Below are 17,415 nucleotides of genomic sequence, written 5' to 3' on the forward strand. Positions count from 1 at the left end.
TGAACTTTTTAATCTTATCTTTGCTTAGGATGCTCATTGTAGGTTTTTATTTTGGTTCGCAAAACAAAATTACTCCTTATTTGAGCATCTTTTTATTTAACCAATAATATTAGACAAGTTCATTGAAAAGATATTCAACATAAAAAATCGAAAATTAATAGATAGTTATTATTTTAATCTGGATGATAGAAGAATTTTGGAAGAAATAGCAAATGGAAATATAAAAATAAAAACCTTTGATTTTGACGGAAAAAAAATATAATTGGAAAGAAGCAAAAGTGTTAATTGTTCAATTGAATGATGAAATTGAGAATCAAAAAGAGGAAATTATCAAATTGGAAATGCATGCCCTGCAAATCGCATATAAAAGAGCTAAAGAAAAAGGTGTTGGTGAAGAATTTAAAACGAAACTAAATCTATTTATAGAATTAAAAGATAAAGTAGAAATAATAGAGGGAATTAGAAACAGAATCGAAAGAATGAAAAGTTATATTAAAGAAAATTTTCCGTTAGAATTATACCAGATCAAACTGTTGGAAAGTAATATAGATGAGTTATATAATAGTGTTAAAAAGGAATTGGAAGTGGTAAAAGATAGGCGCATTCAAATAAAAACACAGAATATTGAAATTGATAAGCCTTTTGATAATTATCTACTTGATGAGCCTCTACTTTTTTGTGCTAAAGGCTTTTTTAGTTATGAAAATTTTAATTATTTCTGCACACAAATTTATTCAATGGAATATAAAATTAATCAGGCCTGCATGGCCACTCAAAGAGATTTTATCTATTTTCAGGGAGATTTGTTTAAGGGGTAGAAAAAAACAAGTCCTCTGCAACAACAGAGGACTTACCATATATTACTTAATCTTAAAAGCCGCTTTCATCTTATAGCTGAGCTTTATCTTCTGATATTCCAGACTACTATCTTCCATTGGAGCAGCATCAGCACCAGCTTTCATCATCCGCATGTTAGACATCATCATTGGTTGTGGCGCATAGAACTGGTCGTCTAATTCTTCTATCATTAATATATCACTCACTTTTTCGTTGATAGATTCCAATAAATAAGTCGCCTTTTCTTTGGCTGCTTTCAAAGCATTTATCTTGATTTCTTTTCTATACTCTTTAATTTGCGAATGGTCAACATGATCGATATTCACATATTCAATGCCTTTATCATCTACTTCATCCAGAATCACATCAGATTTATAGAGGTTGTTCATTTTCAGAATATAGCGCTTGCTTTCAAGAAAGTGCAAAGGCTTTTTCTTGCCTGTCCAGTTTCTATAACCTGTAATGGCTTTGATAGTCAGATTATCTCTCGGAAATCCGGCTTTGATTACAGCGGCAATCAATTGTTTCTCCAACACATCAATCGTAACCTTATCTTTCTGATTTTTCTCGTCTTTAAAATATTCTTTGAGCGAAATCGCAAAGTAAATTTCGTCCGGCACAATTTCCATTTCTGCCGAACCAGTTACCTCAATTTTCTTGATGGGGTCTTTTGCCATATTGTCTTGCGCGTGAGTTGTAAATGTGTAGCCTAGTAAGAGAAAGGCCAGAAATAATCTTTTCATTTTGTGTCAATTTTATGTTCAAGAATAAACGTTGTGTTTCGGAAGCATAACGCTATACGTCCGATAATTGTTACAAATCCCAATTCATAAAACTGTTAATAATGCGTTAATGCCTTAACGTGCAAATCTCAAACGCTGACCTTTTTTGCTCTCATCAAACTTGCCGTTAGCAAACACAATATTCCCCGAAACAATAGTATGTGTCACTTTAGACTGGAATTCTGTGCCTTCAAATGGTGACCAAGCACATTTGCTATACAAGCTATTTTTATCAACCAGAGTAGCCTGATTCAAATCAACCAAAGTCAAATCAGCCCAATATCCCTCTCTGATATATCCACGGCGTTCAATCTGAAAACAATCAGCTACGGCATGCGACATTTTCTGTACAATCTTTTCAAGAGAAATCTTGCCTTGTTTATAAAATTCCAGCATCACATTTAATGAATGTTGTACCAATGGCAAACCAGATGGTGCCTGCCAGTAAGATTGTTGTTTTTCATCCAAGGTATGCGGGGCATGGTCGGTGGCAATCACATCAAAATGGTCGTCCAATAAGGCTTGCAGGAGCTTCTCTCGATGGTCATGCTTAATCGCAGGATTGCATTTAATCTGATTCCCTAATCGCTTATAATCTTCCGCATCGAACCATAAATGATGCACGCAAACTTCTGAGGTAATGTGTTTATCAGCCATAGGCCCTTTAGTAAATAAAGGAATCTCTTCGCTGCTCGAAATATGCAGAATATGAAGACGTGTTTTATGCTTTTTCGCTAACTCTACTGCCATTGAAGACGAAATATAACAAGCCTCTTCATTTCTGATAATGGCATGAATATCATAAGGAGGATTATCACCATATAGGGTTTTGTATTTCTCAAGTCTGGCTTTTACAGTAGCTTCATCTTCGCAGTGGGTAGCAATTAAAGCAGGGAAATTGGCAAATACTTTCGATAGCACATGTTCATCATCTACCAACATATTACCTGTTGAACTCCCCATAAATATCTTCAATCCACATACATTCTGAATATCGGTACGCATCACCTCCTCGTAATTATCGTTTGAAGTACCCATGTAGAAAGAGTAGTTGGCTAAAGAAGTTTCTGCTCCTATCACGTATTTATCAGCCAATAATTCCTGCGTAAGTGCATTCGGAACAGTATTCGGCATTTCCATAAAACTGGTGGTACCTCCGGCCACAGCCGCTTTGGCTTCTGTATAAATAGTGGCTTTATGGGTAAGCCCCGGCTCACGGAAATGCACCTGATCGTCAATTACACCCGGAAGCAGATATTTGCCAGTGGCATCAATGATACGGTTAGCTTTCAGGCTAGATAAATCTGAACCAATCTGGTCAATAAATCCATCTTTGATAAATACATCGCGAGGTTCAATCTTCCCTTCGTTTACCACTAGGGCATTTAATATAAGAATTGTCATGGTATGCAATGATAAAGTCCGGCACGAAATTAATAAATAAAATGAGCAAGGTCTTTATAAGCAAGATATAAGTTAAAGTATAGTGAAAAATTGAATATTATTTTTTTGTTATTATGGTACTTGTAAATATTTGGTTGTACTCGACTAAAACAAGGGTTTCCCCCTATTTCCCACCATATATACTTACTTTACTTTTGTAGTGTTAATACTGCTTCAATCAGCATTGCATACTAATGAGCGTCTGAATTGCCGAAGTATAAACTAACCTAATATTTAACCCAACAAGTACAAACTGTATGTTCACGCCTATTAATAGAAATTCAAGAGTTCTTAATCCCAATGCAGAAAGTACCATTATCTATATCAAGCATCTGGGGAATCAACCCTATAATGAGGTAAAATTTGATTGTGGCAAAAAAGTAATTGTAAGTTATAGTCTTAACTACTGGCAAAGTGTTTTTCAGGATTTTAAGCGTATTAATAAGGGAGTGCTGATAAATCCGCAAAAAGTCATTAGCCCTAATGCAAGCTTTGAGGTCGAACTCACCGATAATTCCCGATTTACCTATTCACGTCGTAAATACAAAACTCTCTCATAAATCTTGTCCCTCTCTATCATGAAAAAAACATGTACTTACCTATTACTGCCCTTTCTATTGGGCATTTTTCTGTCAACAAAAGCTCAAACCGACGAAGAAAGACAAAAAATAGTTCAGTCTTATACTAACAGTAATACTCGTATTAGTCTTATTGCTTTACAACAACAAGCACAAAGGAAATTTGAGCAAGACGAAAAGAAAGTGCAGGAATTCCTGACGAAGAATGCACAATTGCGCCGGAGTTTCGTGAAAAATGGCTCCTTATATTATCTGAAGTTTATTGATGCTAAAGGAAATCCTGTGTATATCAACACGAAAAACCGCGCTTCCGGAGAATTGATTAAGGCCAATCAATTATATAGTGGGGGCTCTGTTGGAGTGAATATTACAGGCACTAATATGGTAGCAGGTATATGGGATGGAGGACAAGTAAGAGCAACCCACGAACTACTCTCTGGCAAAGTAGCCATGCAGGCTGGACAAACACTTGATGGAACCGGAGAAAATTACAAAGGGAATAACCATCAGACACACGTTTCAGGGACTATGGTCGGAAAAGATATTGCTAATCAACCTTCAGCCAGAGGAATTGCCTATGGAGCAACCGCTAAAAACTATGACTGGGAAAATGATTATACAGAGATGACAGCATTTGCAGGACAAGGCTATCTGATTTCGAACCATTCTTATGGTTATACTAATGGCGAAGGAGATGCAATATGGCGCTTTGGTGCTTATGATGCCTCGTCTGTAGCAATAGATGCTGTTGTTAAAAATGCCCCAGGTTATTTACCCTTTATTGCAGTTGGGAATGAGCAAGACCCTAATGCGATGGATGACGAAAACAAACATATCAATGGTAACTGGAGTAAAGGCGGTTTTGATATGGTGACAGGAACTTCTGCTGCTAAAAATGTAGTAACTGTAGGAGCAGTTAATGGAGATAAAACGATGTCGAGTTATAGTAACTGGGGGCCAACCGATGATGGCCGTGTAAAGCCGGATATAGTAGCTAAAGGTACAGGCATTAACTCTTCATTATTCGCTGATGAAAACACCAATACACCATCAGATAATGCCTATAGTGGAAATGGTGAGGGTTCAAGTGGTACCTCTTATGCTACTCCTGCTGTGGCCGCATCAGGTTTATTATTACAGCAATATTATAATAGCTTAAATGGCTCTTATATGAAAGCTTCTACATTAAAAGCTCTTTTATTAGGCACTGCAGAAGATTTAGGACTGGCTGGCCCCGACTCTAAATTTGGCTGGGGATTGGTGAATGTTGAAAAAGCTACGAATGCTATTAAGTATAAAAGTGCATCAGTAAATCCTGCTAATCAGGCACATGCTGATGCTTCAAGCAAAGGTGCATATATCGAGGAAATTACGGCTAATCCTACCAATAATTCAACTGCAGAACTGTATCGTACGGTTAAAGCCAGCGGTTGTGAACCACTAATTGTATCTATTGCCTGGACAGATGATGAAGGGGTTGAACAAGAAGGCGAAACAGTTGACCCGACTACCAGTAGAATGGTATATGATTTTGATATGTTGGTTAAAAACATGGGTACCAATGCTGAAACCCGTACCTGGAAGCCAGTCACGATGGCTAACCGGGGGGGAACTGCTACTATTTCTACTGTCTGGTTTGATGGGAATGGTAACAACTACAAACAAGTGAAGATTAATAACCCAACACCTAATCAGGAGTACCGCATTGCTATCAGAAAGAAGGCTTCGTCTCCTGCTGAGGCAAGATTGATTTCGATGGTTGTAACGGGTACTATGATGGCCGCTCCGGGTGGCAATGCCAGTCAGACTTTGGCTAGTGGCTCTACCATTGCTAATATAGTAGTGACAGGATCAGGCATTAAATGGTATGATGCGGCTACAGGAGGTAATTTATTAGTTAGTTCTACAGAATTGATGGATGGCACCATTTATTATGCCTCACAGACAATTAATGGCTGTGAAAGTGCCAGATTAGGGGTAACAATCACGATTGATGGCGAACCGTCACCATGCCAGGCAACACTTACATTAGTGAATCCTACAGATAATGTAGCCACTGGCACAGTTAATCTAAAGGCCAGCAACTCAATTGAGGCTAGTAATGTTATTTCAGGAACAGCTAAAGTAACCTTAAAAGCTGGAAATAAAATAGAGTTAAAACCAAGTACAAACGGAGGTGGAAATAGTTTTGAAGTAGCTAATGGCGCAGTTTTTCATGCTACTATTGGCGGGTGTGAGAATTGATGCAAAATGTAGGGGTTCAAAATTTTGAACCCCTACTACATATATATTATCATTTAAAATGCTTCGTAGCCCATATCAGTAAAATATTCTTCTCTTTAGGTAATTCCAATTTCTGAATAATATTAGTGCGATGCCCCTCAACTGTTTTTTCGGAAATAAAGAGCATATCAGCTATTTGCTTTGAAGTTTTTTGTTGAGCTATTAGTTCTAAGATTTTCTTTTCAGTAAAAGTAAGTTTATCAATAGCGTAGTTTTGTCCTGCCGAATGATTATCAATCACTAAATCATTTTCCAAATTCTTACTGATATATTGTTCGCCTTTCTTTACAGTTTCCAGACATTTCTGTAATTCATCGTAGGCATTTTCTTTTAGGATATAGCCAGATACACCCCATTGATTAGCTTTTTTGAAAATAGTCATTTCTTTGTGCATAGTCAGTAAAATAACTTTGGTAGGAAGTTTCTGACGATGTACTTTTTCTAGGACTTCAAGCCCATCCATTCCGGGCATATTAATATCTAAAATAGCAATTTTAGGCTGTCGCGCCAGAATCAGATTAAAGGCTGTTATCCCGTTTGAACAGACATCTTCTATTTTATAACCCAAAGACTCCACAAAAACTTTAGTTCCCATGAGTGTCAGCGGGTGATCGTCGGCGATGAGTATTCTCATATTTTTACAGGGATATTAATTGTGATAACTGTACCATCAGCCGAAGAGTTGATGTGTGCCTCTCCACCAATCACCCGGCTTCGTTCAATAATATTATGCAGCCCAAAGGCTTTACCACTATTAAGTGTTTCTTTTATACTGAATCCCTTACCATTATCTTTTATTTCTACCAACATATTCCCGGGTTGTTCCACTAGGGTAATTTTGGCTGCATAAGCATTAGCATATTTGATAATATTACTCAGCGACTCCTGAATAATCCGATAAATCTGTAATTCATTGGCTGAACTTAACGAACCACTATAATTCATTTCGGTACTTACAAAAAAGTTGTTCTGGTTTTGAATACGTTCAACTAATTGTTCAATATTGGGTACTAAACCAATTTTATCAAACATAATCGGATGAAGGTTCCGGCTGATACCCCTAATGTCATTAATAATTGTGTCAATCTTACTACTGACTACTTTTGTGTCCTGACTTAAAGTTGATTTCAGATTCAGTAGTTCATGACTGATACTGTCGTGCAAATCTCCGGCAATACGCTTGCGTTCTTCCTCTGTGTTTTCCAGGAGTTGTTTAGTAAAATTGGCACTACTTTCTTTTTCCTGTTTTAAGGTTTTTTGCCTTTGCTATAAATAGTAGGCTGTTGCAGCGGCTATTAAACCGACAATAGAAGCTACCAAAAGTGCAATAAAAGTATTTTTCTGAATCAGTTCTGTTTTCTGCAATTCAATTTGCTGTTCTTTTTTTTCGGTTTGGTATTTTCTGTCAAATTCTTTTACTCTTATTCTTAGCGCCTTGTTGTTAAGACTATCTTGTGCTATCTGAGCAGCTTCTAAATAGGCTAAAGCTGCTTTATAATTCCCTTTAATATAAGCATCATCGTGTAATATCTGATTATACAAGGCAAGGCGTAAATAATCCTGATTTTCTTTTAATGTTGGGATTTTTTTTAAGTAAAAGTCAATATTTTCAGAACCCTTTCCCACTTTTACGTCATATTCTGATGTAGCATTATAATAATAGTCTAAAGATGATCCATCACTCCTTTTCAGACTGATAGGTTTTATTTCATCAAGTACCTTTTTAGCCTCTTCCAGTTTATTGTCATGTACTAACCTGAAAGCATACCAGCTATTGACAGCTAGTTTATCATCCTCTATTTTTTGAGTCCATTGTTTGAATATATTCACTGTTGAATCTATAAATGGATAAAGATTCGGATGTTGCATCTGATTATAAAGATCTATCCGGTTTAACGAAACCGTCAGAATACCAGTCGTATCTTTTGCTTTTCTTACAATTTTAAGGCCTTGGTTTTCATAACTTTCGGCTGCTGCATAATCATCCTGATAACGAAAAATACAGGCAATACCTGAATAACAAGCTGCCAGAAAAGTAGTATCCTTTTGTTGCTCATACATTTCAAGTGCTTTATAGGCTGATTTAAGAGATTGTTCAAGCTTGCCATTATTGAGGTGGCCAAAAAGTAATCCATAATTTATATCAGCTACATTCTGATAAGTATAAAAGTCTCTAGGGCGAATATTGCCTTTATTGAGATAATAAGAACAGCTATCATATTGGCCATTGTCACAATAGATAACACCCACATTATGATAGATACCTGAAAAATAACGGTCTGGTACCTTTGAACTATATTTATTAACAAAATTGATAGCTACCCGAAGAAAAGCAGTATCATATTTAAAATTACTTGCCATGTTTCTGCCCGCCCAGAATAAAATCTGTGAAGCTGAATCAACCTTATTTTCGGCAATAAACTGCTTAAAACGCTTATAAAAAACCGGAAGAAAGGTACTGTCGTGGAGGCTACTATCAGCATTGAGATAAGTGCAATAGGCATCTAGTTGTTCGTCCGATGGTTTCTGGGAAACTTCATGATCCATACTTTTCTTAGAACAAGATGCTAAGTTTAAAGTAGCTATTAATAAAATGAAAAATAATCTCAGCATAGGGTTTATAAAATAGGTTAGTGCGTTTACAGACAGTTTTTTAATGGGTTACGATAAACTCTTTAATCAAAATTAGGATAAAATTTCTTAATTACGTGTTTAGGTTTTCAAAACAGGGGTTTCCCCTTATTCATTTTCACTTACGGTATGGTCTCTGTAATTGCTGATAGCAATACTAAAAGAAACGGGATAATCGCATCGCAATTATCCCGTTTTCATAAGGTCTTATTTTAATACGTTTAAATCATTCTTCTCAGCTTAAAGCTGGCAAATTTCAATTCTCCTTTACGTCTGATGAATAACTCGACATCTTTACCCTCTTTTCTTGACAGGATTTTGTAAATCTCGCTGATAGCCATGTCTTTTACATTCTGGTTATTTACGAATATAATCTCATCTTCTTCTCTTAGGCCTGCATCGTAGGCCGGAGAGTTTTCAATTACTTTGTTGATAAAGTATTGATTAAAATTGTCGCCTCTGGCACGAACATCCATGCCACTCATGTCATGCTCGAAAGTTTCTTTAAGACGATTCTTGATAGGTTTCAGAATCATGTAACCGTCTTTGTAATTAAGGGTTACCGTAAACCGTCTCAATAATTCGCAACCGATACTTCCTTGTCTGCCTTGTACACTCGGTGGGAATTTCATACTGAAAGAAAGGCTATCAGGAAATGAAGCCAGAATATCTTTCATTTCGAGTGTCCCAAGACGAATTTTATCTACTCTACCGATATGGCCGTTGATTTCGCCATTCAGACCTCTACCTAAGTTAGCTCTCATGACCTTGCCGGGTAATTGGATAGGGTCATTTTCTTTGGTGCTTAGTAGAAGTGCGTGTCCTGCGCCCGTGTCAATCACCAATCGCATCGGAATCTCTTTATTATCGTTGCTTACCATAGCAATGGCATCTGTATAAGGTTTCGATTGTGTCAATACAATTGGATAAATAGTACCCATCGACCGTTTATACTTAAACTTGTTAGGGTCTGTGAGTGAGAGCATCTTGTGCTCAAAGTCAATGGTAACTACAAAATTGCTAAAAATGTCGTGTCCGAAAATACCGTGGATGGGTACACCCAAAAACTCTGATAGTTTCAGCACATCTTCATCTAACACAACAATGTTTTGTTGTGATGCCACTATATCTCCCATTCTAATCGTATGTCCTACCGATACATTTGCCATCAAATCTCCGCCTTCTCCTGCCCCTGTTACTCTTACCCGACGTACATATTTTACGTCTAGTGTCAAGGCTCGTTTGGGGTCGGTTACAATGGTAGAAGTTACCCCCGTATCTAGTATAAATCGGAGGGTATCTGAATCGTCAAGTGTAGCTTTTAAAACGATAAGATTAGCATGTAGGTCAAACGGGAATTTGGCAAATTTCTGTTTTTTCCCTCTAAAATGATACCCGTATCTGGTATCTTTCTTCCTGTCTTTTTGAGCAAAAGCCAACTGGCTAGTAATCAATAAGATAGCTATTATGCAGAGTTTGTAAAACTTTTCCATAGCTATAGCCTTTTCTAATAAATATAGGTATTACAATTCTAAGGAAATTTAGAATATTTTTTAGAGAAACAAAAGCTTTTTCAAAAGAGTTTACCATTTGAACTAATTTTGAACGGTTCTTGAACGCTTTTTCGAGGAAAAAGCCTAAAAAATAGATACGCTACTCTAAATTTCCTCCCTCTCAACCCACTTTTACAGATTTTATGTATTCTACTACATCAGTTTTAATATCTGAGGCTGCTTGTAAAACACGGATAAACTGGCTACCAATAATAGCTCCTGCAGCATATTCTGAGGCTTTGGTGAAAGTTTCGTGGTCTTTTATACCAAAACCAATTAATCTTGGGTTTTTCAGATTCATGGCATTAACCCGATTGAAATATGCTTCCATTTCGTCAGAAATACCAGAAGTTTTACCGGTTACGCTGGCGCTACTTACCATGTAAATAAAGCCACCTGAAATCTCGTCGATGCGGCGTATACGGGCCTCTGTTGTCTGTGGTGTAATCAGGAAGATATTTAGCAAACCATATTTATCAAAAACAGGCTTGTATTCTTCCTCATATTCGTCCATCGGCAGGTCAGGCAGAATCATTCCATCAACACCCACTTCCTGACATTTCTGGCAGAAGTTCTCGATACCAAATTGTAAAACCGGATTGATATAACCCATCAGAATAACGGGTATTTGTACCTTTTCACGCATGCCTTTTAACTGCTCAAAAAGCACTTTCAGGCTCATGCCATTATCTAATGCAATCTGGTTTGATTGTTGGATAGTTTCACCATCAGCCACAGGGTCTGAGTAGGGCATACCAATTTCAGCAATATCTGCTCCTGCTTCCTGCAATGCTTCCAGAATTGGCATGGTATCATTCAGCGTGGGATAGCCTGCAGTGAAATATAAATTCAATACGCTATGAAGCTTAGTTTGAAAAAGCTCTGTAATACGATTCATAAATAAATGAGATAAAAATACGCGAAGATGAAAAGAGCAGGCGAGCGTTACATTATCTAACAGATTTCGCTCGCCTGATAGGGGCGATTATTTACTTGCCCAATAATCAAGTACCAGAACTTTATCTAAATGTGGGCCTAAAACGCCAACAAAGGCTTTATGTGCCGGATGAGGAAGATATATCTCACGGTCTTTTTCTGATTTGAATGTTACAAAGAACAAGTGAGTAAATCCCTGGTTCAGGTTTTCAGGGCTATTATTTGTTCCCCACTCAAAACCTTCGATTTCTTTAATCTGGCTTTTTAATGCCCTGAAAGCATCCTCTACTTTTTTTACGTCCGCAGGACTGCTAGAATCTTTAAATTTGAGTAAAACAGCGTGACGAAGGAGTTTCGCAGGCTCTTTTGTTTGTGCATTTGCCATGTAAGTGAACGAAAATAAAGCGATGGTTAATAAAAGGGTTTTCATTGTTTATTTTGGATTGTTATTTGATAGAATTAAATTCCTAAGTGTAATACATTACAAATATTTCATATAAGTAGCCAAATCCTTATCTCCACGACCGGAAAGATTGACGACTACCGTTTCATTTGCCTCGGCATTGAGGTATTTTAAAACACTTAGTGCATGAGCCGATTCTATGGCAGGAATGATACCTTCTAGTTTAGTCAACTCAAAACCTGCTTCAATAGATTCTTCGTCGGTAATAGCATAGAATTTAGCTCTGCCAGAATCCCATAGATGTGCGTGTAAAGGACCAATACCCGGGTAATCTAATCCGGCTGAGATACTTTGGGGTTCTACCACTTGTCCATCTTCGGTTTGCATTAATATACTTTTGCTGCCATGTAAAACTCCCGGCTTGCCCAGGAATGTAGTAGCTGCCGACATACCTGAATGAATGCCATGTCCACCTGCTTCAGCTGCTATGAGTTTTACATCTAATTCATCTAAGAAATGATAGAATGCTCCGGCAGCATTAGAACCGCCACCCACACAAGCAATGACATAATCAGGATTTTCTTTACCTGTTTTTTCTAATAACTGCGAACGGATTTCTTCTGAAATAATCGATTGGAATCGGGCTACCATATCAGGGTAGGGATGAGGGCCCACTACACTTCCGATGATGTAGTGTGTATCTACAGGATTATTAATCCAATGTCTTAAGGCTTCATTAGTTGCATCTTTCAGGGTTTTTGACCCACTGGTGGCAGGACGAACCTCTGCGCCAAGCATTTTCATACGAGCCACATTGGGTGCCTGACGTTGAATGTCGATTTCTCCCATATACACGATACATTCTAAACCCATCAAGGCACAAACAGTTGCTGTAGCTACTCCATGCTGACCCGCTCCTGTTTCGGCTACTATTTTATGTTTGCCCAAACGTTTAGCCAATAATATCTGCCCGATAGTATTGTTCACCTTATGCGCACCTGTATGACACAGGTCTTCCCGTTTCAGGTAAATATTGGTTTTATATTTTTCTGATAGGCGAGTAGCATAATACAGAGGCGTAGGACGACCCACATAGTTCTTCAACAAATTCTGAAATTCTTCCTGAAAATCAGCCTGGTGAATAATCTGCAGATAGTTTTGTTGTAACTCCTCTACATTCGGATGTAACATTTCAGGAATATAGGCTCCCCCAAATTTCCCATAATAGCCTTTGGCATTTACTGCAAAGGCCGTTTCTTGTCCTTTATGTTGTTCTGTACTCGTCATCTTTATATTATTTTTCTATAGTAATTTTTCTATCATACCTGCACACTTTTTCGCTCCTTCAATTTTGTAATCAGTTCTGCTACTTTTTCGATGTCCTTTACGCCTGGCTCAATCTCAAATTTGCTATTTACATCAAGCGAATAAGGTTTAGGCGTAATGCTTGCCAATTCGTCTAAATTGCCAAGACTGATACCTCCGGCTAAAAAATAAGGCTTCTGGTTATCATACTTTTTCAGAATGCTCCAATCAAATGCTATTCCGTTACCACCGTAGCCATCTCCTTTGGCATCAAACAAAAAGAAATCGACATGCGGTTTATAGTTATTCAACTGGCTGAAAATAAATGATTCATCTAAACGAAATGCCTTAATAATATTTATACCTTTCATCCTTAGGTTTTTGCAAAAATCCGGGGTCTCATTGCCGTGCAATTGCACGTAATTAAGCCCGTATTTTTTGACATTCTGCAAGATGTAATCAACTGTTGCGTTCACAAAAACACCCACTTTTCTGATTTCTCTTGGTATCGACTGAATCAATTCAGCATCTAAAGTATTACCGACGAATCGCGGAGACTTATCGTAAAAAATAAAGCCGATAAAGTCAGGTTTTAATTCAACAAGTGCTTTAATGTTTTCGGCATCACGCATGCCACAGACTTTCAGTTTCATAAAAAATATTTCCTTGCCCCCAAAGGAAATTTAATTTTACTCATACTCGGGACAAAAGCATGAATTTTAGAAAAATGGAGAAAAAAGACGTCAAAATTAACATTTTTTCTTAGATTTTAGCAATAAATTCAGCGAGTTTTGCGCCCGGATTCTCATCTTTCATAAAGGTTTCGCCAATCAGAAAACCTTTGTATCCTACAGATTTCAATTGATTAATCGTTTCCGGCTGACTAATACAACTTTCCGAAATCTTCACAATCCTTGCTGGAATTTTATCTGCCAATCCCAACGAAGCATTCACATTGTTCTCAGCAAAGTTTTTCAGATTTCTATTATTCACCCCAATAATATCAACATTGGCTAACGGACTTCTCTCTAATTCTTCCTCATCATGAATTTCCAACAATACTTCCAATCCCAATTCATGTGCTTTCTGGCTTAGTTCCTCTATCTGAGCAGGGCTTAAACAAGCAGCAATCAACAAGATAACATCAGCGCCCCATGCCTTGGCTTCATAGAGTTGATAAGCATCAATCATGAAGTCTTTTCTTAGGATTGGCGTATCAGGATTCGCATTTCTGGCTTTAAGAATATCCTCTTTTGCACCACCAAAAAAGTCAGTATCTGTCAGTACAGATAAGCCCGATGCGCCTGCGGTTGCATAACCATTGGTAACAAATTCAACAGTCAACCGGTCGTTAATAACCCCTTTTGAAGGAGACTTACGTTTATGCTCAGCTATAATTCCCGAAGAACCGTCGGCTTTCAATCGGATGCTCAATGAAATGGTGGTCCTTGAAAAAAGCGGTTCTTTTACTAAGTCTTCTATAGAAATTTTAGCTTTGGCTTCGGCTACTTCTATGGCTTTCTGTGCAACTATTTTATCTAAAATGGTCATGTTTTCGGTATTCAATGGGTAGTTTTATGGCTTATTCTTCAACTAGTTTTTTTAAGGCATTCAAGGCTTTTTTACTTTCTAACGATTCTTTCGCTTGCGCGATTCCCTCGGCAATACTAATGCCTCTAGCCACACTCAAAGCTACTCCGGCATTGGCTAATACCACATTAGTCTGGGCTTTGGTACCTTTATTCTCTAAAATATTGATAAGAATATTAGCTGAATCTTCCAAAGTGTTTCCCCCATGCAAGTCTGATTGCTCGGTTAAATCAAAACTGAAATGAGAAGGCGAGTGGACAAACACGCCATGACGGGTACCTATGTTAAAATCATTGGTAAATGAAATCTCGTCATACCCCCCTAAATCATGGATGATACCGAATTGCGCAGCCGAACGATTGAACAATTGGGTATATAAATCAAACACTTTCATATCATATACACCTGTCAACTGCTTCTGCACTTTAGCCGGATTCAGTAAAGGTCCTAACATATTAAAGAAAGTCTTCATGGCTAATTCCTTGCGGATAGGTCCAACGAATCTCATGGCCGGATGAAACAAAGGTGCGTGCATATAACAGATGCCTGCCGTTTCAATTTTGCGTTTCAGAAAATCGGTATTATTGGTAAATTTTACGCCTAAATATTCTAGAACAGTACTTGAACCGACAGCAGAAGATACGCCGTGATTGCCATGTTTGGCAATAGCTTGCCCGGCTCCTGCTACTATAAATGCCGAAGTAGTGGATATATTGAAAGTATCTTTGCCATCACCGCCTGTGCCACATACATCCATCGCATCAAACTCGGACAGGTCGATAGGTATAGCTAATTCAAGCATGGCTTGTTGAAAACCCTCTAATTCTTCCACCGTTACACCACGCATCTGAATCCCCATTAGAAAAGCGGCAATCTGTGAATTATTGGTTTCTCCGCGACCTATTTTCAACAAGGCCTCTTTCGCTTCTTCACCGGATAATGTTTGGTTATGTAATAAAATCTGCAAATACTGTTTCATTTCAATAATAGGTATTAATTTTTTAACCAGTTTTCAACCATTTTCACACCATGCTGTGTTAGATAAGCTTCTGGATGGAATTGTACGCCTCGCACATCATATTTGGTATGGGCTTCGGCCATCACAAAACCTTTTTCGTCAATGGCTGTTACTTTTAACTCTTCAGGCATAGTTTCTGATACCACAGTCCATGAATGATAGCGGCATACTTCTATCTTTTCAGGTACACCCTGAAAAAGCTTTTCATTGGTATCAGTGATTATACAAGAGGTAGTAACGCCATGTAATACATCGCCCATATTATGCAACTTAGCTCCAAAAGCTTCTCCGATAGCCTGATGTCCTAAGCATACCCCAAAGATGCTTTTCTTGGGGGCATATTCTTTAATTACGTCAAGCATAATTCCTGCTTCTTCCGGTATGCCAGGTCCTGGCGAAAGCAGGATTTTATCGTATTGTGCTACGTCTTCTAAAGCTATTTTATCATTTCTGAATACATCTACGTTTCCACCCAGGTCTTTTAGAATATAGACCAGGTTATAAACGAATGAATCATAATTATCAAGAACCAGAATTTTCATTTTTTGATATTTTTATTATTTAGTGGTAATCTACGGATTACTAAAACTTTCTCTTTAACCGCGAACTGGAAGTTCGCGCCACAAATCATATATCGCTTGCCATTTCAATGGCTTTTCTTAGAGCGGCTAGTTTCAGATGAATTTCTTTCATTTCTAGCTCAACATCTGATTTGGCTACTACGCCCATACCTGCCTGATAGAATAATGTATTGTTTTTACTTAAGAATGTACGAATCGCAATGGCATGGTTAAAATTGCCTTTGAAATCCATGAAACCTATGGCACCTCCGTAGATGCTACGATTGGTCGGTTCAAAACGGTTAATGATGGTCATGGCATTGTGCTTAGGTGCGCCAGAGAGTGTACCAGCCGGGAAAGTGTCGGCTACCAATTGTAGCGGATTCGTACCCTTATGCATTTTTCCGGTTACTTTTGAAACCAGATGGATTACATGGCTGTAGAACTGTACTTCTTTGAATATATCTACTTTTACCGAATCCGAACTCCTCGATAAATCGTTGCGGGCTAAATCAACTAACATCACGTGTTCTGCTGATTCTTTAGGGTCGGCGTGTAGTTGACGGGCTAATTCAGCATCGCTTTCATCATCACCTGTACGTCTGAAAGTACCTGCAATCGGATGAATTTCGGCCTGACCGTCTTTGATAAAGATCTGTTTTTCCGGCGAACTTCCAAAGATATGATAATCGCCACCATCAAAATAGAACAAGTAAGGAGATGGATTAATAGAACGAAGGGCACGATACACATTGAAATCATCACCCTCGAATGTTCTTGAAAAGCGTCTCGATGGCACTATCTGAAAAACATCACCTCTTAGACAATGACCGATACATTTATTGATGATGTCGCGCATGTCATCGTCATTAATATTGGTCGTTTCTTCGCTGTCAGCTTTGAATTTTGAGGTAGTTACTTTTGGGTTTTTCACGAAAAACTCTAAAGTCTCTAAACCATCTTTGGCAGGTTGAGGCTCTTGTCCGTCTGGTGTATAAGTATGTTCAAAAATATATAATTCGTCTTTGAAATGGTTTATCGCAATTACGTATCGGTAAACACGGTACAGGATTTGAGGAATAGTAGTTTCAGCACTTTTTTCCTGTATTTCTATATCCTCAAAATATTCAACCGAATCGTAGGTAATATGTCCGAATAAACCATTGGTGATAAAATTGAAATCGCTTTTGGGCATTTCGAATTGAGAAGCGAAATCTTTCAACACACCTACTGCTTCTTTTCGATTTGCTAAAGGGAATTGGTTTTTAGAGCCATTAGGGAATTTCTGTGTAACAACGTCATTATCCAGAACAAAACTGGCTACTTCGTCGCAGGCAATATAACTGAAACTATTGTGCATAGCATGGTAATCGGCACTTTCGAGAATAACCGAATGCGGATAATGATTGCGGATTCTTTGAAAAATCCCGACCGGTGTAAGCATATCGGCCAATAAACGTTTGTAACGGGTGGTTATACCAAACTTTTGCATTTCT

Annotated in this window: 17 protein-coding genes; 3 read left to right on the forward strand and 14 right to left on the reverse strand. The window is 37.9% G+C overall.

All coding sequences use genetic code 11. The features are described 5' to 3' along the window. Window positions 1-236 precede the first annotated feature (236 nt). Entirely contained in the window at window positions 237-818 is a 582-nt protein-coding gene (locus tag D0T08_RS14595) for a hypothetical protein (protein ID WP_158561270.1), read from the forward strand. 42 nt (window positions 819-860) lie between these two features. On the opposite strand, the gene D0T08_RS14600 is transcribed toward D0T08_RS14595, so the two are convergent. Next, complete coding sequence (locus D0T08_RS14600) at window positions 861-1,580, reverse strand: SIMPL domain-containing protein (RefSeq protein ID WP_116983406.1); 720 nt, start codon at window positions 1,578-1,580, stop codon at window positions 861-863. A gap of 114 nt (window positions 1,581-1,694) precedes the next feature. Next, window positions 1,695-3,023: a dihydroorotase gene (locus D0T08_RS14605; protein ID WP_116983407.1), complete on the reverse strand. Its 1,329-nt coding sequence runs from the start codon at window positions 3,021-3,023 to the stop codon at window positions 1,695-1,697. Between the two features lie 296 nt (window positions 3,024-3,319). Here D0T08_RS14605 and D0T08_RS14610 point away from each other — a divergent pair, with 296 nt between their 5' ends. Both D0T08_RS14610 and D0T08_RS14615 read left to right on the forward strand, forming a co-directional pair. After that, the gene (locus D0T08_RS14610; protein WP_116983408.1) at window positions 3,320-3,622 is read left to right on the forward strand and encodes a LytTR family transcriptional regulator DNA-binding domain-containing protein; all 303 of its coding nucleotides are present in this window, start codon (window positions 3,320-3,322) and stop codon (window positions 3,620-3,622) included. 18 nt (window positions 3,623-3,640) lie between these two features. Further along, a complete protein-coding gene (locus D0T08_RS14615; protein ID WP_116983409.1) occupies window positions 3,641-5,884 on the forward strand; it encodes a S8 family serine peptidase in 2,244 nt (747 codons plus the stop codon). Window positions 5,885-5,933: 49 nt separating this feature from the next. Here the strand turns inward: D0T08_RS14615 and D0T08_RS14620 are convergent, their stop codons facing one another. The 12 genes from D0T08_RS14620 to D0T08_RS14675 all read right to left on the reverse strand — a co-directional run bounded on the left by D0T08_RS14620 (window position 5,934) and on the right by D0T08_RS14675 (window position 17,411). Then, window positions 5,934-6,557 carry a response regulator transcription factor gene (locus tag D0T08_RS14620; RefSeq protein ID WP_116983410.1) on the reverse strand — a complete coding sequence of 208 codons (624 nt, stop codon included), beginning with the start codon at window positions 6,555-6,557 and terminating at the stop codon, window positions 5,934-5,936. Then, complete coding sequence (locus tag D0T08_RS14625) at window positions 6,554-7,129, reverse strand: ATP-binding protein (protein WP_310586261.1); 576 nt, start codon at window positions 7,127-7,129, stop codon at window positions 6,554-6,556. Before D0T08_RS14625 ends, D0T08_RS14620 begins: the two co-directional genes overlap by 4 nt. A gap of 60 nt (window positions 7,130-7,189) precedes the next feature. Then, on the reverse strand, window positions 7,190-8,536 hold the full coding sequence (locus D0T08_RS14630) for a tetratricopeptide repeat protein (RefSeq protein ID WP_116983412.1): 1,347 nt from the start codon (window positions 8,534-8,536) through the stop codon (window positions 7,190-7,192). Window positions 8,537-8,775: 239 nt separating this feature from the next. After that, on the reverse strand, window positions 8,776-10,047 hold the full coding sequence (locus D0T08_RS14635) for an aspartyl protease family protein (RefSeq protein WP_116983413.1): 1,272 nt from the start codon (window positions 10,045-10,047) through the stop codon (window positions 8,776-8,778). A 181-nt stretch (window positions 10,048-10,228) separates the two neighbouring features. Further along, window positions 10,229-11,005, reverse strand: coding sequence for a tryptophan synthase subunit alpha (gene trpA / locus D0T08_RS14640; protein WP_116983414.1), 777 nt, complete (start codon window positions 11,003-11,005; stop codon window positions 10,229-10,231). Window positions 11,006-11,092: 87 nt separating this feature from the next. Then, complete coding sequence (locus D0T08_RS14645) at window positions 11,093-11,473, reverse strand: Dabb family protein (RefSeq protein WP_116983415.1); 381 nt, start codon at window positions 11,471-11,473, stop codon at window positions 11,093-11,095. A 51-nt stretch (window positions 11,474-11,524) separates the two neighbouring features. Next, window positions 11,525-12,733, reverse strand: coding sequence for a tryptophan synthase subunit beta (trpB, locus tag D0T08_RS14650; protein WP_116983416.1), 1,209 nt, complete (start codon window positions 12,731-12,733; stop codon window positions 11,525-11,527). Window positions 12,734-12,765: 32 nt separating this feature from the next. Further along, window positions 12,766-13,404, reverse strand: a complete 639-nt coding sequence (locus tag D0T08_RS14655) for a phosphoribosylanthranilate isomerase (RefSeq protein WP_116983417.1) — start codon at window positions 13,402-13,404, stop codon at window positions 12,766-12,768. Between the two features lie 109 nt (window positions 13,405-13,513). After that, a complete protein-coding gene (gene trpC / locus D0T08_RS14660; RefSeq protein WP_116983418.1) occupies window positions 13,514-14,302 on the reverse strand; it encodes an indole-3-glycerol phosphate synthase TrpC in 789 nt (262 codons plus the stop codon). 31 nt (window positions 14,303-14,333) lie between these two features. Then, entirely contained in the window at window positions 14,334-15,320 is a 987-nt protein-coding gene (gene trpD, locus D0T08_RS14665; RefSeq protein ID WP_116983419.1) for an anthranilate phosphoribosyltransferase, read from the reverse strand. 14 nt (window positions 15,321-15,334) lie between these two features. Continuing rightward, window positions 15,335-15,901 (reverse strand): aminodeoxychorismate/anthranilate synthase component II, encoded by a 567-nt coding sequence (locus tag D0T08_RS14670; protein ID WP_116983420.1) that lies wholly within the window; start codon window positions 15,899-15,901, stop codon window positions 15,335-15,337. Between the two features lie 85 nt (window positions 15,902-15,986). Further along, window positions 15,987-17,411 carry an anthranilate synthase component I family protein gene (locus D0T08_RS14675; protein WP_116983421.1) on the reverse strand — a complete coding sequence of 475 codons (1,425 nt, stop codon included), beginning with the start codon at window positions 17,409-17,411 and terminating at the stop codon, window positions 15,987-15,989. Between the last annotated feature and the right edge of the window lie 4 nt (window positions 17,412-17,415).

Origin of the sequence: Emticicia sp. C21, from assembly GCF_003418935.1 — a bacterium.
GTDB lineage: Bacteria > Bacteroidota > Bacteroidia > Cytophagales > Spirosomataceae > Emticicia.

Bases quoted from the DNA above. Each gene is read 5' to 3' on its own strand.
- D0T08_RS14615 (WP_116983409.1), top strand. From the start codon at position 3,641: ATGAAAAAAACATGTACTTACCTATTACTGCCCTTTCTATTGGGCATT.
- trpD (WP_116983419.1), bottom strand. From the start codon at position 15,320: ATGAAACAGTATTTGCAGATTTTATTACATAACCAAACATTATCCGGT.
- D0T08_RS14630 (WP_116983412.1), bottom strand. From the start codon at position 8,536: ATGCTGAGATTATTTTTCATTTTATTAATAGCTACTTTAAACTTAGCA.
- trpA (WP_116983414.1), bottom strand. From the start codon at position 11,005: ATGAATCGTATTACAGAGCTTTTTCAAACTAAGCTTCATAGCGTATTG.
- D0T08_RS14670 (WP_116983420.1), bottom strand. From the start codon at position 15,901: ATGAAAATTCTGGTTCTTGATAATTATGATTCATTCGTTTATAACCTG.
- D0T08_RS14675 (WP_116983421.1), bottom strand. From the start codon at position 17,411: ATGCAAAAGTTTGGTATAACCACCCGTTACAAACGTTTATTGGCCGAT.
- D0T08_RS14620 (WP_116983410.1), bottom strand. From the start codon at position 6,557: ATGAGAATACTCATCGCCGACGATCACCCGCTGACACTCATGGGAACT.
- D0T08_RS14600 (WP_116983406.1), bottom strand. From the start codon at position 1,580: ATGAAAAGATTATTTCTGGCCTTTCTCTTACTAGGCTACACATTTACA.
- D0T08_RS14635 (WP_116983413.1), bottom strand. From the start codon at position 10,047: ATGGAAAAGTTTTACAAACTCTGCATAATAGCTATCTTATTGATTACT.
- trpC (WP_116983418.1), bottom strand. From the start codon at position 14,302: ATGACCATTTTAGATAAAATAGTTGCACAGAAAGCCATAGAAGTAGCC.
- D0T08_RS14605 (WP_116983407.1), bottom strand. From the start codon at position 3,023: ATGACAATTCTTATATTAAATGCCCTAGTGGTAAACGAAGGGAAGATT.
- trpB (WP_116983416.1), bottom strand. From the start codon at position 12,733: ATGACGAGTACAGAACAACATAAAGGACAAGAAACGGCCTTTGCAGTA.
- D0T08_RS14645 (WP_116983415.1), bottom strand. From the start codon at position 11,473: ATGAAAACCCTTTTATTAACCATCGCTTTATTTTCGTTCACTTACATG.
- D0T08_RS14655 (WP_116983417.1), bottom strand. From the start codon at position 13,404: ATGAAACTGAAAGTCTGTGGCATGCGTGATGCCGAAAACATTAAAGCA.
- D0T08_RS14610 (WP_116983408.1), top strand. From the start codon at position 3,320: ATGTTCACGCCTATTAATAGAAATTCAAGAGTTCTTAATCCCAATGCA.